16 protein-coding genes are annotated in these 14,517 nt (G+C 44.0%); 12 read left to right on the forward strand and 4 right to left on the reverse strand.

What is annotated here, in order from left to right; all coding sequences use genetic code 11:
* Positions 1 to 19: 19 nt before the first annotated feature.
* Entirely contained in the window at positions 20 to 874 is an 855-nt protein-coding gene (locus D0C36_RS16875) for an oxidoreductase (RefSeq protein WP_117392844.1), read from the forward strand.
* Positions 875 to 1,158: 284 nt separating this feature from the next.
* Here D0C36_RS16875 and ychF read toward each other — a convergent pair whose 3' ends face one another.
* Entirely contained in the window at positions 1,159 to 2,262 is a 1,104-nt protein-coding gene (gene ychF / locus D0C36_RS16880; RefSeq protein ID WP_117393595.1) for a redox-regulated ATPase YchF, read from the reverse strand.
* 208 nt (positions 2,263 to 2,470) lie between these two features.
* Here ychF and mgtE point away from each other — a divergent pair, with 208 nt between their 5' ends.
* A complete protein-coding gene (gene mgtE, locus D0C36_RS16885; protein WP_117392845.1) occupies positions 2,471 to 3,841 on the forward strand; it encodes a magnesium transporter in 1,371 nt (456 codons plus the stop codon).
* Between the two features lie 151 nt (positions 3,842 to 3,992).
* Positions 3,993 to 4,481 carry a DUF5362 family protein gene (locus D0C36_RS16890; RefSeq protein WP_117392846.1) on the forward strand — a complete coding sequence of 163 codons (489 nt, stop codon included), beginning with the start codon at positions 3,993 to 3,995 and terminating at the stop codon, positions 4,479 to 4,481.
* A 93-nt stretch (positions 4,482 to 4,574) separates the two neighbouring features.
* Here the strand turns inward: D0C36_RS16890 and D0C36_RS16895 are convergent, their stop codons facing one another.
* The gene (locus tag D0C36_RS16895) at positions 4,575 to 4,895 is read right to left on the reverse strand and encodes a DUF3276 family protein (RefSeq protein ID WP_117392847.1); all 321 of its coding nucleotides are present in this window, start codon (positions 4,893 to 4,895) and stop codon (positions 4,575 to 4,577) included.
* Between the two features lie 121 nt (positions 4,896 to 5,016).
* The gene (locus D0C36_RS16900) at positions 5,017 to 6,804 is read right to left on the reverse strand and encodes an ABC transporter ATP-binding protein (protein WP_117392848.1); all 1,788 of its coding nucleotides are present in this window, start codon (positions 6,802 to 6,804) and stop codon (positions 5,017 to 5,019) included.
* A gap of 433 nt (positions 6,805 to 7,237) precedes the next feature.
* On the opposite strand from D0C36_RS16900, the gene D0C36_RS16905 reads away from it, so the two are divergent.
* The 9 genes from D0C36_RS16905 to D0C36_RS16940 all read left to right on the forward strand — a co-directional run bounded on the left by D0C36_RS16905 (position 7,238) and on the right by D0C36_RS16940 (position 13,521).
* A complete protein-coding gene (locus D0C36_RS16905) occupies positions 7,238 to 8,323 on the forward strand; it encodes a Glu/Leu/Phe/Val family dehydrogenase (RefSeq protein ID WP_117392849.1) in 1,086 nt (361 codons plus the stop codon).
* Positions 8,324 to 8,378: 55 nt separating this feature from the next.
* On the forward strand, positions 8,379 to 9,326 hold the full coding sequence (nusB, locus tag D0C36_RS16910) for a transcription antitermination factor NusB (RefSeq protein ID WP_117392850.1): 948 nt from the start codon (positions 8,379 to 8,381) through the stop codon (positions 9,324 to 9,326).
* A gap of 15 nt (positions 9,327 to 9,341) precedes the next feature.
* Positions 9,342 to 9,800, forward strand: a complete 459-nt coding sequence (locus tag D0C36_RS16915) for a DUF1573 domain-containing protein (RefSeq protein ID WP_117392851.1) — start codon at positions 9,342 to 9,344, stop codon at positions 9,798 to 9,800.
* Positions 9,801 to 9,886: 86 nt separating this feature from the next.
* On the forward strand, positions 9,887 to 10,201 hold the full coding sequence (yajC, locus tag D0C36_RS16920) for a preprotein translocase subunit YajC (protein WP_117392852.1): 315 nt from the start codon (positions 9,887 to 9,889) through the stop codon (positions 10,199 to 10,201).
* A gap of 197 nt (positions 10,202 to 10,398) precedes the next feature.
* Positions 10,399 to 11,346: a CdaR family protein gene (locus tag D0C36_RS16925; RefSeq protein WP_117392853.1), complete on the forward strand. Its 948-nt coding sequence runs from the start codon at positions 10,399 to 10,401 to the stop codon at positions 11,344 to 11,346.
* The gene (gene coaE / locus D0C36_RS16930) at positions 11,346 to 11,945 is read left to right on the forward strand and encodes a dephospho-CoA kinase (protein ID WP_117392854.1); all 600 of its coding nucleotides are present in this window, start codon (positions 11,346 to 11,348) and stop codon (positions 11,943 to 11,945) included. Before D0C36_RS16925 ends, coaE begins: the two co-directional genes overlap by 1 nt.
* Entirely contained in the window at positions 11,942 to 12,880 is a 939-nt protein-coding gene (locus tag D0C36_RS16935) for an MBL fold metallo-hydrolase (protein ID WP_117392855.1), read from the forward strand. Before coaE ends, D0C36_RS16935 begins: the two co-directional genes overlap by 4 nt.
* Positions 12,880 to 13,041 carry a DUF5522 domain-containing protein gene (locus D0C36_RS24570; protein ID WP_158557138.1) on the forward strand — a complete coding sequence of 54 codons (162 nt, stop codon included), beginning with the start codon at positions 12,880 to 12,882 and terminating at the stop codon, positions 13,039 to 13,041. The genes D0C36_RS16935 and D0C36_RS24570 overlap by 1 nt, the downstream gene beginning before the upstream one ends.
* Positions 13,042 to 13,071: 30 nt before the next feature.
* Positions 13,072 to 13,521 (forward strand): MarR family winged helix-turn-helix transcriptional regulator, encoded by a 450-nt coding sequence (locus tag D0C36_RS16940; RefSeq protein WP_117392856.1) that lies wholly within the window; start codon positions 13,072 to 13,074, stop codon positions 13,519 to 13,521.
* A gap of 398 nt (positions 13,522 to 13,919) precedes the next feature.
* Here D0C36_RS16940 and D0C36_RS16945 read toward each other — a convergent pair whose 3' ends face one another.
* Positions 13,920 to 14,489, reverse strand: coding sequence for a phosphatase PAP2 family protein (locus D0C36_RS16945; RefSeq protein WP_117392857.1), 570 nt, complete (start codon positions 14,487 to 14,489; stop codon positions 13,920 to 13,922).
* Positions 14,490 to 14,517: the final 28 nt, after the last annotated feature.

A 14,517-nucleotide genomic window follows, 5' to 3' on the forward strand; every position in this document is an offset into this window, starting at 1 on the left:
AATCAACTACTATAAAACTATGGAAAATAAAAATGCACCCGTTTGGTTTGTTACCGGTTGTTCTACCGGTTTTGGCCGCGAACTGGTAAAACTACTTTTAGATAAGGATTACAATGTTGTGATCACTGCCCGCGATCCTGAAAAAATTAAAGACCTTGCCGAAGGGCACGAAGACAACAGCCTGGTTGTGAAACTGGATGTTACCGATAAAAGCCAGATAACCGACGCCGTTAAGCAAACGCTTGATAAATTTGGTAAGATAGATGTACTGGTGAACAATGCCGGTTACGGTTATTTTACAAGTATTGAAGAGGGGGAAGAAGATAAGATCCGCGATCAGTTTGAGACCAACGTTTTCGGTCTGATCAGCATGACGCAGGCAGTATTACCGCACATGCGCGAGAAACGTAAAGGCCATATCGTTAACTTCTCGTCAATAGGCGGCTTAAGGGCTTACATGGCTACCGGCTACTACCATGCTACTAAATTTGCGGTAGAAGGTTTATCTGAGTCGCTATCACAAGAAGTTGCATCGTTGGGCATAAAAGTACTGCTGGTTGAACCCGGCCCGTTCCGTACCGACTGGGCAGGCCGCTCAACCGCCCGCACCGAAACTAAATTAGACGATTACAAGGACACCGTTGGCAAACGTATGGCAGCCAGCCTTGAGGGCAGTGGCAAACAAGCCGGCGACCCTGTACGCGGTTCGCAAGCTATTATTGATGCTGTTGAAGATGGTGACACCAAACTACGACTGTTATTAGGCAAAATGGCTTACGATATGGCTAATGAGAAGTTGGATATACTGAAAGAAAACTTTGAGGCGTATAAGGAACTGACGCTGGGCTCGGATTTTCCTGAAAACGAAAGGTAAACACACGCGTCATTGCGAGGAACGAAGCAATCTCCGAACTATACAGAGCCGACCTGCCTGTGTAGAGATTGCTTCGTTCCTCGCAATGACGCGTGGTGAGAAATAAAAGAGGAAAAGCCCCGATCGGGGCTTTTCCTCTTTTATAATAATATCGAACACTGAATGCTGAATATCGAATGATGAAGTATTAAAGGAATCCTTACTTCTAAATTCATCATTCAAAATTCGATGTTCGATATTTTCTTTCTATTCTGCTCCCCCTTCAGGGGGCTGGGGGGCTTTGTTTACACGTTAAACCTAAAGTGCATAATGTCGCCATCCTGCACAATGTAGGTTTTACCCTCAACGCCCATTTTGCCGGCCTCTTTAATGGCGGCTTCCGATCCGTTGTGTTTTACAAAGTCTTCGTATTTAATTACCTCGGCGCGGATAAAACCTTTCTCAAAGTCGGTGTGGATAACGCCTGCGGCCTGCGGTGCAGTAAAGCCCTGGGTGATGGTCCATGCGCGTACTTCTTGTACACCTGCGGTAAAGTAGGTGGCAAGGTTAAGCAATTTGTAGGCCGCTTTTATCAGCTTGTTAACGCCCGATTCGGTTAGGCCCAGGTCATCTAAAAACATCTGGCGCTCTTCAAAAGTATCCAGCTGAGAAATTTCAGACTCTATCTGTGCAGAGATAATTAAAACCTCGGCATTTTCGTCTTTAACAGCTTCGCGTACTTTGTCAACATAGGCGTTACCGGTGTTTACAGCGGTTTCGTCAACGTTACAAACGTACAATACCGGTTTGGCGGTAAGCAGGTGCAGGTCTTCAATGTATTCTTTATCTTCTTCGGTAACAGGGGCGGTACGGGCAGATTTACCTGCCAACAGGTGCTCGCGGTAAACCAAAGCAACCTCGTAAGCTTTTTTAGCGTCTTTATCGCCGCCGGTTTTAGCCATTTTCTCCACCTTCTGGATCTTCTTATCGATAGATTCCAGGTCTTTCAGCTGCAGCTCGGTATCAATGATCTCTTTATCGCGGATAGGATCAACAGAACCATCAACGTGTATCACGTTATCGTTATCAAAGCAACGCAAAACGTGGATAATAGCGTTTGTAGCACGGATATTGCCCAGGAACTGGTTACCCAAACCCTCGCCTTTGCTGGCACCTTTAACCAGGCCGGCAATGTCAACAATTTCGATAACGTTAGGCACAATGCTCTTCGGATTTACGATCTCAACAAGCTTTGTAAGGCGCTCATCAGGAACGGTGATAACACCCACGTTTGGCTCAATAGTACAGAACGGGAAATTAGCCGCCTGTGCTTTTGCATTTGATAAACAGTTAAAAAGTGTAGACTTACCCACATTTGGCAAACCTACTATACCACATTGTAAACCCATTTGTTGTTTTGTATTTGGGTTCATAGATCATAGTTCATGGATCATGGCAATACTATTTTACCATTAACTATGAACCAGTTGCCATGAACTGCTTTTAAAGCCGCAAAGATAATAGAAAAAATGCCTTGAAATTTGAAAAAATAAACGACTTTTGCGGGCGGTAAAACCGAAGGCAAATCAAGTATTAACATGTAAAATTTTTAGGCTTATGGAAGAGATGGTTGAACAAGTAGAATTGTTACTGGAACAAGACGACAAAAATCAGTTACAGGAATATTTGAACAATCTGAATATCTCTGACGTTGAAAGCCTGATAGATGAATTACCTGAGCATGGTGCCAAATTTATTGAAACTCTCAATATTAACCGTGCTGTAAATGTGTTCCGCATATTGGATTTCCCTACGCAGGAACGTATCATCAAAAAACTTCCGGGTAAAAAAATAGGCGAGCTGATAAATGAGTTGCCGCCCGATGACCGTACGGCCCTTTTTGCCGAACTGCATGGCGATGCGGTTAAAACTCTTATTCTGCACCTTTCACCTGCAGATCGTAAAGAAGCTCTTGTATTACTTGGTTACGAAGAGGATAGTGTTGGCCGTTTGATGACGCCCGATTATGTTGCTGTTAGGCGTAGTTGGGATGTAAATCGCGTTTTATCGCACATTCGCCGTTATGGTAAAAACTCCGAGACCATTGATGTGATCTACGTGATAGATAGCAGCGGCGCCTTGCTTGATGATATCCGTATCCGCGATATTTTATTGGTTGACCCTGAGACCAAAGTAAGCGAATTGATGGACGGCCGTTCCATTTCACTAAGTGCAAACGATCCGCAGGAAGAAGCCATTAACATATTCAGGATGAACAACCGCACGGCGTTGCCGGTGGTGGATAGCGAAAACATCCTTTTAGGTATCGTAACTGTTGATGACATCCTTTGGGTAGCTAACGAAGAGTATACCGAAGATATCCAGAAAATTGGTGGTACCGAAGCCTTGGATGAACCTTACCTGGATATAAACCTCTTTCGCCTGGTAAAGAAACGGGTAGGGTGGCTGGTGATATTGTTTTTGGGAGAGATGCTTACCGCAACTGCCATGGGCTTTTTTGAGCATTCGATAGAAAAAGCCGTAGTACTGGCATTGTTTATCCCGCTCATTATATCAAGCGGTGGCAACAGTGGTTCGCAGGCATCAACTTTGATCATACAAGCCATGGCCCTTGGCGAGGTTACCATGGCCGACTGGTGGCGTGTTATGCGCCGCGAAATTATTTCAGGGCTGATGCTGGGTATAACGTTGGGTATTATCGGCTTTTTAAGGATAGGTGCCTTTAGCCTGTTTAGCGATATGTATGGCCCTCACTGGGTGCTGGTGGGCTTAACTATATGTTTCTCGCTTGTAGGCGTGGTTTTATGGGGTTCGCTTGCGGGTTCTATGCTGCCGTTATTACTCAAAAAACTTGGCGCCGACCCTGCTACATCATCAGCGCCATTTGTGGCAACGCTGGTAGATGTTACCGGCCTCATTATTTACTTCAGCGTAGCGCTGTTGTTTATGAAAGGTGTGTTATTATAAACTAAAAGTAGCCCCATAAAGCAAACCCCGCCCTAAAAAGGCGGGGTTTGTTGTGTTTATCAGATATTATATATATTGATGTTGAGAATAATTTTATTGAATAAGGGCTAATTTCTATATCTTTAAAAGAAATAAACACACCTTAAACACAATGGAATTTAACGAAAACCTTCCTCCTCTGGAGTCAAAATCACAGCCACAATTAACACTAACAGAAAATTCACTTTATTACCTTAAAAAAGCAGGCGACTGGGCTTACTTTCTGGGTATAGTAGGCTTTGTTGGTACTGCAGTAATTGCTATTGCCGCACTTTTTATGGGTACTATTTTCACCACCATGGCCACCATGAACCCAATGATGGGTGCAGCTGCCGGTATGGGTAGCTTAGTAACCATTGTTTATTTGCTTTTAGCATTAGTTAGCTTCTTTTTTGCATTATACCTTTACCAGTTTGGTACGCGCGTAAAAAGTGCAGTTTTAAATTACAATACTGACGAGTTAACCAATGCGTTAGGTAAATTAAAGTCGTTTTTTAAATTATGGGGTATCTTTACCATAATTTACATAGCATTAATGATACTTGTATTTATCGGAAGTATTGTAGCCGGTATCGGTGCTGCTTCTGCAATGAGAGGATAAGTATCAATAAATAAAAAAAGAAAAACCCCGCACCTTATAAAGGGCGGGGTTTTGTATTAATTAAGGGTTGAAAATCTTTTTTATTGGAGCTTATTAGAAAGAGAAATCTTCATCAGCAGGGGCAGCTTCGGTGCTTTCGCTAAACTCGTAACGTTTCTCGGTTACATCCTGGTGCGCTTTGATGTAATCAACAGTATCTTTTAAACCTTCGGCAAATTTCTCAAAGTCTTCTTTATAAAGAAAGATCTTATGTTTGATGAATACACCATCCTCAAGGCGTTTTTTACTCTCGGTAATGGTTACATAATAATCATTAGATCTTGTTGCCTTAACATCAAAAAAATAGGTCCTTTTACCGGCTCTTACCTTTTTTGAGTAAACTTCTTCGCGCTCTCTGTTGTCAAAATCTCCCATAAAATCTGCTTAGTGTAATAGTTTGGTGCTATAAATATATATAAAAGTGTTTCAATTGCAAGTATTAATTCACAAATATTGAATATTTATAAAAACTTTTACGCGTTTGGGTTGTATTAGGTTACGCTTCTTCTTGCTCCTCAAGCAATTGTTTCTCGTACAATTCAAAATAAGCGCCTTTTAACTCCATCAGGTTGGCATGTGTGCCTTGCTCAATAATACGGCCATCATCAAGCACTAAAATATTATCGGCGTTTTTAATAGTTGATATGCGATGGGCAATAATAATACTTGTTTTGCCATGCATAATGCGGCCAAGGTTGCTCAGTATCTCTTCTTCGGTACGCGTATCAACGGCGGATAAGCAATCGTCAAATATCAACACCTGCGGTTGTTTAACAATAGCCCTTGCAATGCTCACGCGCTGTTTTTGCCCGCCTGATAGGGTTACACCGCGTTCGCCAATCAGGGTATCAAAACCTTGCTCAAGCTCCATAATATTACCATACACAGCGGCATCTTTAGCTGCCTGCTCAACCGCCGGCATATCTAATACATCGGCACTAAAGGCAATATTATGTGATATTTTATCAGAAAATAAAAATACTTCCTGTGGTACAAAGCCAATTTGCGAGCGGTAGTTGTTCAGGTTCAACCCATCAATGGCTTTGTCATCAATAGCTATCTGCCCCTCTGTTACATCATACATCCGCATAATGAGGTTGGCAATGGTTGATTTGCCCGAACCTGTACGCCCGATAACTGCCAGCATTTCGCCGGGGTTTACCGTAAAGGATACATCTTTAAGTGCAGTGATGCCCGTGTCAGGATAGTTAAAAGTAACGTTGTTAAAAGCTATTTTACCCGCAACCGTATGCAGCGGTGCAATAGGGGATATGATCTCCGGCTCTTGATGCAGAAACTCGTTAATGCGTTTCTGCGATGCCGCAGCACGCTGTATAAGAGATGTAACCCAACCTAATGATATTACCGGGAAAGCCAGCATGTTGAGGTAAACAATAAACTCGGCAATGTTGCCGGGAGTGATGTTCCCCTTCATTACCTCAACACCACCAATGTACATGGTGATCACGTTACTGAGGCCTATGAGTAGCAGCATTGACGGGAAAAACACCGCCTGCACTTTAGCCAGTGCCATACTTTGCTCTTTGTAATCTTCGCTTTCGGCAGCAAATCGGTCCCGTACAAAACTTTCACGAACATAAGAACGGATAACCCTTATGCCCGAGAAATTCTCCTGCACAAAGCTTGATAAAGCCGACAAGCGCTGCTGGATCTTTTCGCTGCGGGTTTCAATAACCGTATTTACGTAAAATATGATCACAGCAAGCACGGGCAGCGGCAATACCGAGAATATGGCCAACCTTACGTTTACCGTAAGCATGGCGTATATCACCAGCACAAAAAGTACCACGGTATTAATAGTATACATAATGCCCGGGCCAAGGTACATGCGCACACGGCTCACATCTTCGGTAACGCGGTTCATCAGGTCGCCGGTATTGTGGCGGCGGTAAAAGGCCAGAGATAATACCTGGTAATGCGCGTAGATCTCGTTCTTAAGATCATACTCAATATGCCGCGACATGAGGATGATGGTTTGCCGCATAAAGAAGAGGAATAATCCTCTTAGCAGCGCCAGTATCAATACCAAAATGCCGAACAGTAACAGGCTTGAGCCGAAGATATCATAGATCATCTCCTGGCGGTTAAAGCCCGAGAATAGCTGGTAAACGCCGATGTTCTCTGTAACCAGATCAAAAGCTACGCGGATAACCTGGGCGGGCAGCACGCCGAATATGTTTGAGATAACCACAAACAAAACGCCCGGCACTAAACGCCAGCGATATTTATAGAAGAACTTATTGAGGTAAGCGAGGTCTTTCATGAGAATGAATCAAAAGTAGATACTTTTTTTGTTTTGAGGATGATTAGAAGGATTAAAGGAATGTCATGATTTTGGATTATAACAAGCTTTGTCATTTCGAACGAGCGATAGCGAGGAGAAATCCTGTTATTCCTGAAAGGTAAAACTTGCAGAGTAACAAGATTTCTCCTCGTTCCTCGTTCGAAATGACATTCGGTAAGGCCTTGCTGGCGTACGCGTGCTGCGTGTGTCGTAATAACGGTCGTAATAAAATCTGGCAAATCTTTCAATCAGGCTGATCAAGGTTCGAGAAAGAATGCGGAAAGATGCTTCGTTCCTCAGCGTTACAATAGGGGCAATATTCCCCTAATTCTCAAATTCTTCTAATTCGGGTTCAGACAAACCAAAAAAACCGCTACTTTTGCAGGGCTTAATAATATTTGGGAGATAATAGATGTCTGCGCAACAACAAAGCGATAGTATTTTTAGTCAGCTTGATGCTTACGGCCACAAAAAGGTTGTGTTTTGCAGTGATCCCGATACGGGCCTAAAAGCCATCATTGCCATTCATGACACTACTTTGGGCCCTGCCTTTGGTAGTACCCGCATGTGGGCCTACCGTACCGAGGCTGAGGCTTTATATGATGTTTTGCGCCTGTCAAAAAGCATGACCTATAAATGCGCCGTTGCCGGTTTAAATATGGGTGGCGCTTACTCGGTAATTATCGGCGATTCGCGCCGTGATAAGACCGAGGCCCTTATGCGCAAGTTTGGCCGATACATAAAAAACCTTAACGGCGAGTTTATTACATCAGAAGATGTGGGCACCACGCCGCGCGATATGGAATATATCCGTATGGAAACGGAGCACGTAACCGGTATCCCCGAAAGTTTGGGTGGTAGCGGCGACCCTGCACCGGTAGCTGCAAGAGGTGTTTTAATGGGCATTAAAGCAGCCGTTAAAGAGTCGTATGGTAATGATACCATTGCCGGCAGATCGGTAATTGTGCAGGGCATTGGCCACGTTGGCGAAACTTTGGTAAAACTGCTGAGAGAAGAGAATGCCAAAGTTTACGTGAGCGATATTAACGATGACAGGCTTAGGCTGGTATCAAAAAAATATGGTGCCGAGGCGGTATCAAACAACTCGATATTTGATATTGATGCCGATATTTATTCGCCTTGTGCGCTGGGCGCAACCATTAATACAGAAACCATTAAAAAGCTTAAAGTGGGTATTATTGCGGGCAGCGCTAACAACCAGTTGCAGGACGAAGACGAGCACGGAAAAATGTTATTGGACAAGGGTATACTATTTGCGCCTGATTACGTTATTAACGCAGGTGGTATTATCAATTGTTACTCGGAGTTGCAGGGTTTTAGCAAACGCCGCACCATGCAGCTTACCGAAAATATTTATGAAGCAACCCGCAACGTTTTAAAACTTTCAAAGGCCGAAAATATCTCGACCATTGAAGCGGCAAACAAAATTGCCGAAAAACGTATTGCAGATATTAGAAAAGTAAAATCAACCTATTAGAGTTATCATAGGGCCGTTAAAATAGACGAAACAGGCCATAATCGTTCTTACAAAAATGCTAAACAGAAGACACCTTAGGGTAAAAGTGCTACAGTCACTTTACGCGTACCATCAATCGGACACCAAAGACATTAAACTATCTGAGAAAAACCTGCTGAACGGAATTGACCAGGTTTTTGAAATGTACATCTGGATGCTCTCGCTAATAAACGAGACGATAGAGTACGTATCGCGCGATGCCGAAGAAAGGGCCAACAAACACCGCCCAACTGCCGAGGACCTTAATGTTAACCAGAAGATCCTAACCAACCGCTTTTACCTATCGGTATTAGATAACAAGGAATACCTTAACGGTATCCGCAAGTATAAGGTAGACTGGACGTTTGACCCTGAGCTGGCCAAATCGCTTTTCACCACTTTAAAAAACTCAACCGAGTATGCCGAGTATCTGGCAAAGACTGACGATACTATCCAGACAGATAAAGACATCATTAAGTTCATTTTTAAGAAGGTGATCCTTAAATCATCATTAGCCGAGCAGGTTTTTGAGGATAAATTTATTTACTGGCCTACCGATAAAGAGGTGTTGCAGGCTTTGATAGCTAAAACCTTTAAAAACTTTGCATCAGAGAACTTTGCTGAGAATCAATTGGCAGAAATTAGCGGTAACTGGACAGAAGACCGCGAGTTTGTGGTGAACCTGTTTGAGCAAACCATCCGCCATGATGCTGAGTATCAGGTGCTGATTGCTGAAAAAACGCAGAACTGGGAACCTGATCGTATTGCCCAGATGGATACCTTGCTGATGAAGATGGCAATAGTGGAGTTCATCAACTTTACATCTATCCCGGTTAAGGTTACCATTAATGAGTACCTGGAGATCTCGAAAGAATTTAGCACACCTAAAAGTAATTCGTTTATAAACGGTATCTTGGACAAGATTCTGGCCGAATTGAAAGCCGATAACAAGGTGCGTAAATCGGGCAGGGGATTAATTGAATAATCATTATATCACAATATGAAGAAGCTTTTTTTATCAGTAGCAGTAGCAGGTTTGTTGTTCACTGCTTGCAACCAGGGAAGTAAACAAGCAGCAAGTGCCGAAGCGCCTGCAACAGCCGGTGAAACAGCTGCTGCAGCACCTGCAGTAGATGCCACCAATGCCCCGGTTATTAAACTGGAGAATGAAACCCACGATTTTGGTAAAATTAAAGAAGGCGATAAAGTTACTTACGCTTTTAAATTTACTAATAGCGGTAAAACGCCTTTAATTATTAAAGATGCGGTGGCAACTTGTGGCTGTACCACACCCGAGTGGCCAAAAGCACCTGTACAACCAGGCGCTGCAGGCGAAATAAAAGTAACTTTTGATAGCGCCAATAAAATGGGCTTACAGGATAAACAAATAACTGTTACTGCAAATACAAACCCTGCACAAACCATGATGCACCTTATTGGTGAGGTAACTGCAAAATAAAAATAATACACTATCAGTGAGGGGGCGGGATGAATCACTCATTCACTCATTCCATCCCTCACTCATTAATTCTATAATTTAAACTAATGATAAGTACAATTTTATTACAAGCCGGTGGCGGTATGGGCACGCAGCAATTGATCATGTTCGGTTTAATTGCCGTAGTGTTTTATTTCTTCATGATACGCCCGCAGGTTAAGAAACAAAAAGACCAGAAAAAATATACCGAAGAACTTAAAAAAGGCGACCGCGTAATTACCTCTGCAGGTATCCACGGCCGTATTTACGAAGTTGCCGATACTACTTTTATTATCGAGGTAGAAAACGGTGCACGTATCCGTTTCGATAAATCAGCAATCTCGCTTGATGCATCAAAAGCGTTGAATACACCGGCTAAGTAAGGTTGAAGGCATAAAGGTAAAAGGCGAAAGGTTTTTTCTTTCGCCTTTTTTGTTTTTTTTGGAAGAGCAGAGAGTCCCTTTAACCTTTCGCCTTTTACCCTTCACCTCTAAAACGTCCCTTTGACCTTTCGCCTTTTACCTTTCACCTACAAAACGTACCTTTGACCTTTCGCCTTTTACCTCAATAACTTCAAAAAATGGCCATTATCAAACTATCGGCAATAGAACGGCGGCGGTTATCGGTTTTTGTAACCTGCCTGGTTTTTGCTGCGTTTGCATGGCTGTTCACCGCGCTATCCAACACCTACAAGTTTACCGTAAAGCAGATCATCAGTTACAAAAATCTGCCGCAGAAACGGGCTTTCTATCCCCTGCAGGGCGATACCGTAAGTGCTATTGTACAAGGTACGGGCTGGCAAATGCTGTTTTCTAAAGTTGATTATAACAACAAGCCTATTAACGTTGATATACATACGCTGGAGACCAAGAACTTTATCGTTATCAGCCAGCAATTGAAGCAGATCAACGCCAAGAAAGATCTGAGTCACGAGATCATTACAGTTAATCCCGATACGCTTTTCTTTGATTTTAGTAATCGCATTATTAAACGCGTGCCGGTTGAGGTAGTGAGCGATATACAGTATCAGAAGCAGTATTCGCAATCAAACGATATGGCCATTAAGCCTGGCTATGTTACTATTAGCGGCCCGGCCGAGGTACTGGCCCGCATCAAAACCTGGAAGACAGATTCGGTGAAGCTAAAGAACGTTAATGATGATTTTAGCGGTAGGGTGGCTTTGCAGAAACCAAAGGAAGGTAACCTGGCCATTATCCCGAGAGGGGTAAACGTAACTATCCCGGTTGATGAATATACCGAGAAAACGCTGGAAATACCCGTTAAGGTGATCAATAACCAACGGTATTATGATGTGCGCGTTTTTCCGCAAAAGGTGAAGGTGACATTTACCACCTCGCTGACGGATTATCCCGAAATGAACGAGGATGATTTTGAAGCCGTTGCCGACCTTGATCTGTGGCGCCACAACGGTTACAGCACACTGCCGGTTAAGGTTACACGCCTGCCAACCTATAGTAAGGTCACCAAAATTGAGCCGCAGGTGATAGATTTTATTATAAAAAGATAATGCTGAAGGTAGGGATAACGGGCAACATAGGCAGCGGCAAAACCACGGTTTGCAAAGTATTTGAGGTATTAGGCATCCCGGTTTTTTATGCTGATGAAGCTGCCAAAAAGGTAATGATCGAAGATACGGGACTCATTGCCGGTATCAAAGAAGCTTTTGGTGATGAGTCTTATTTTGCTGATGGCAACCTTAACCGTAAACACATAGGCGGTATTGTTTTTAATGATAAACAGCAGCTGGAGAAACTGAATGCCCTGGTGCATCCCGCTACCTTCCGTGCTTTTGATATTTGGGTGGAGAAGCAAACACATGCACCTTATGTGTTAAAAGAAGCCGCTATTTTATTTGAAAGTGGCTCCTACAAAAAATGCGACCGTAGTATTTTGGTTGCCGCCCCGCTTGATGCCCGCATAGCCCGCGTAATGCAGCGCGATGGCGTTACTGCCGATGAGGTGAAAGCCCGCGAGGCCCGTCAATATCCGCAGGAGAAAAAAATGGAACTGGCCAATGATATCATTGTAAATGATGATACCCAATTGGTAATCCCCCAGGTACTTAAACTGCACGAAATGTACCTGCAGCTCGCTACAAACAAATGATCTTAGACGATTTTATTGCTTACAATACAAACGGCCTCTACTGCCGTTACGCCGATTTTTATTTAGACCCGCAGCAGCCGGTAGAGAATGCCGTTATCACCCACGCCCATGCCGACCATGCTGTTGCCGGCAACCAGAATGTTTACGCTACCGAGGCTACTTTAGCTTTTATGGAACTACGCTACGGCAACAAAAAGGCCAAGGTGAGCTACACGGTGCCCTATCATACGCCATTCAATATAGGCGAGGTGCAGATCACCTTCATTCCGGCAGGCCACATGCCCGGCTCGGCACAGGTGTTGATGGAATACCGCGGCACCCGCTACCTCTACACCGGCGATTATAAACTACAAGCAGATGCCACCTGCGAACCCATTGAATGGGTGCAGGCCGATGTACTGATAACCGAAAGCACCTTTGCCGATCCCAACACCCAACACCCCGACCCGGTTGAAGAGATCAAAAAGCTAAACGATATAAAGATCAACATCCTGTTAGGTGCCTACAGCCTCGGTAAAAGCCAGCGGCTCATCAGCATGATCAATCAGCATGCTCCGCAAAAAACGGTATTGGTACATCACCGTATTATGCCGATAAACGCGGTGTACAAAAAGCTGGGGTATGATCTTGGCGCGCACCAGGTGTATAACCGTAAGCTGATGAAAGAGCAGAGGGAGTACGTATACATTGTTCCGCCGTTTACGTTTGATAGTTATATAAGGGCTACGGGCGTTAAAAGGCTGTTCGCCAGTGGCTGGAAAAACCTGCAGGCTAATCAGCAGGATACGCTGTTTATATCAGATCATGTAGACTGGAACGACATCCTCGAGGCCGTAAAACAGGTGAACCCACAACAGATCTGGACGCTGCACGGCGATGGCCGCCAACTGAAAGAATATTTTAAAAACGATATTTTTGTAAAGATCATAGGCTGATGCTGCAGGAAAATGTAGACTACTATATTAACGAGGACGGCAACTTTGTTTTTACCAAAGAATACCACTTAAAACGCGGTTATTGCTGTAAAAACAAATGTCTGCATTGCCCATGGCATTACGGCAGGCCAAAACCAACAGAACAAACTAAGGATAAATAGGTTATATTTGCAGTTCATTTTCTGATAAATATGGGAATAGAGGAAGACATCAAAAGCACTAATTTTGAGGACAATTACCATAAAATGGTGATCAACCTTAATTACTCTTATGGTTGGATAAACAACTATATGCGCCCCACTTTTGAACGTCATAACCTTACCCAGCAACAGTTCAACATCCTGCGCATTCTGCGTGGCCAGCATCCCAAGCCGGCTACTGTAAATACGCTTAAAGAGCGCATGATAGATAAAATGTCTGATGCGTCGCGTATTGTTGACCGCCTGGTGCAAAAAGGCCTCGTATCCCGCTGCACCAACTCCCGCGATCGCCGCGCCGTTGATATCCGCATCAGCGATGAAGGCCTCGCCATCCTCAAAAAAATGGATACCGATTTCAGAACAAAAGACCTTTTCAAACAACACCTCACCGAAGAAGAAGCCGGCCAGCTAAGCGACCTGCTGGATAAGATGAGAGGGTAGTTTTAAGAGAGTCAGGAATCAAGAGACAAGAATCAAGAAATAAAAAAAGCGCCTGTTTCCACAGGCGCTTTTTTTATTTGACTCATATCGAAATCATGTCATTGCGAGGAGCGACAGCGACGTGGCAATCTCATCTCGTTCAATCCACCCTGTCATTTCGAACGAGCGATAGCGAGGAGAAATCTTCTCCGCCGTAAGTTTCGCGTGCAGAAGATTTCTCGTCGCGCCAACGCACAGGCAACTGCTTCTGCTCGCTCGAAATGACAACGTTGCATACGTCAAGGTGAACTTCCTCTCACCCTCTTTGCGAAGCAGAGAGGATCGCGCACGAAGTGCCGCGGGGTGAGTAAAGTAATAAAGTAAAGTCCTCTCCTTTGGAGAGGATTTAGGTGAGGCTTCTACGCCCTAAACCCCTTCACAAAACGCTTAAACCCAAACGCAAACAACCATCCCACCAAACTGCCATAAATAGCCCCTGATATAACATCAACAGGGAAATGCACACCTACATAAACTTGTGCAAAGCAGATAGTTGCTGCCCATAATATCAGCACGGGCATTACCCATTTATGGCGTTTAAAAAACACCACGCCCAGGAATATCGCGATAGCAAAATGGTCTGTAGCATGGGTGGATGGAAAGCTGTAGCCCGTACCACAGGGTGCGCGGTTAATATCAGCGGCGCTGGTGTATGGGTCGCGGCAGGGGCGCAGGCGGTGCACTGCGGGTTTAATAATACTGGCACTGGTAAAATCGGCGAAGCCAACAGCAAGCACCAGAAAAAGTATCAGCAAAGCGCCCTTTTTTTTGTATCGCCAAAGGCTGAAACCAATGATGAAAATATACAGCGGAATCCAGAATTTAGGGTTGCGCATCAGGGGCATTACGATGTCAAAAAACGGGTTAGCCAAATCGTGGTTAACGAGGTAAAATAAATGCCTGTCGAGGTTAAGCAGAAAATCGGGCATTGTGGTTTGTTTGAATGCTTTACGCGTT

The organism is Mucilaginibacter conchicola (genome assembly GCF_003432115.1).
GTDB lineage: Bacteria > Bacteroidota > Bacteroidia > Sphingobacteriales > Sphingobacteriaceae > Mucilaginibacter > Mucilaginibacter conchicola.

Bases quoted from the DNA above. Each gene is read 5' to 3' on its own strand.
- coaE (WP_117392854.1), top strand. From the start codon at position 11,346: ATGCTGAAGGTAGGGATAACGGGCAACATAGGCAGCGGCAAAACCACG.
- D0C36_RS16875 (WP_117392844.1), top strand. From the start codon at position 20: ATGGAAAATAAAAATGCACCCGTTTGGTTTGTTACCGGTTGTTCTACC.
- D0C36_RS16925 (WP_117392853.1), top strand. From the start codon at position 10,399: ATGGCCATTATCAAACTATCGGCAATAGAACGGCGGCGGTTATCGGTT.
- yajC (WP_117392852.1), top strand. From the start codon at position 9,887: ATGATAAGTACAATTTTATTACAAGCCGGTGGCGGTATGGGCACGCAG.
- D0C36_RS16895 (WP_117392847.1), bottom strand. From the start codon at position 4,895: ATGGGAGATTTTGACAACAGAGAGCGCGAAGAAGTTTACTCAAAAAAG.
- D0C36_RS16935 (WP_117392855.1), top strand. From the start codon at position 11,942: ATGATCTTAGACGATTTTATTGCTTACAATACAAACGGCCTCTACTGC.
- ychF (WP_117393595.1), bottom strand. From the start codon at position 2,262: ATGGGTTTACAATGTGGTATAGTAGGTTTGCCAAATGTGGGTAAGTCT.
- D0C36_RS16940 (WP_117392856.1), top strand. From the start codon at position 13,072: ATGGGAATAGAGGAAGACATCAAAAGCACTAATTTTGAGGACAATTAC.
- D0C36_RS16890 (WP_117392846.1), top strand. From the start codon at position 3,993: ATGGAATTTAACGAAAACCTTCCTCCTCTGGAGTCAAAATCACAGCCA.
- D0C36_RS16945 (WP_117392857.1), bottom strand. From the start codon at position 14,489: ATGCCCGATTTTCTGCTTAACCTCGACAGGCATTTATTTTACCTCGTT.
- D0C36_RS16905 (WP_117392849.1), top strand. From the start codon at position 7,238: ATGTCTGCGCAACAACAAAGCGATAGTATTTTTAGTCAGCTTGATGCT.
- mgtE (WP_117392845.1), top strand. From the start codon at position 2,471: ATGGAAGAGATGGTTGAACAAGTAGAATTGTTACTGGAACAAGACGAC.
- D0C36_RS16915 (WP_117392851.1), top strand. From the start codon at position 9,342: ATGAAGAAGCTTTTTTTATCAGTAGCAGTAGCAGGTTTGTTGTTCACT.
- nusB (WP_117392850.1), top strand. From the start codon at position 8,379: ATGCTAAACAGAAGACACCTTAGGGTAAAAGTGCTACAGTCACTTTAC.
- D0C36_RS24570 (WP_158557138.1), top strand. From the start codon at position 12,880: ATGCTGCAGGAAAATGTAGACTACTATATTAACGAGGACGGCAACTTT.
- D0C36_RS16900 (WP_117392848.1), bottom strand. From the start codon at position 6,804: ATGAAAGACCTCGCTTACCTCAATAAGTTCTTCTATAAATATCGCTGG.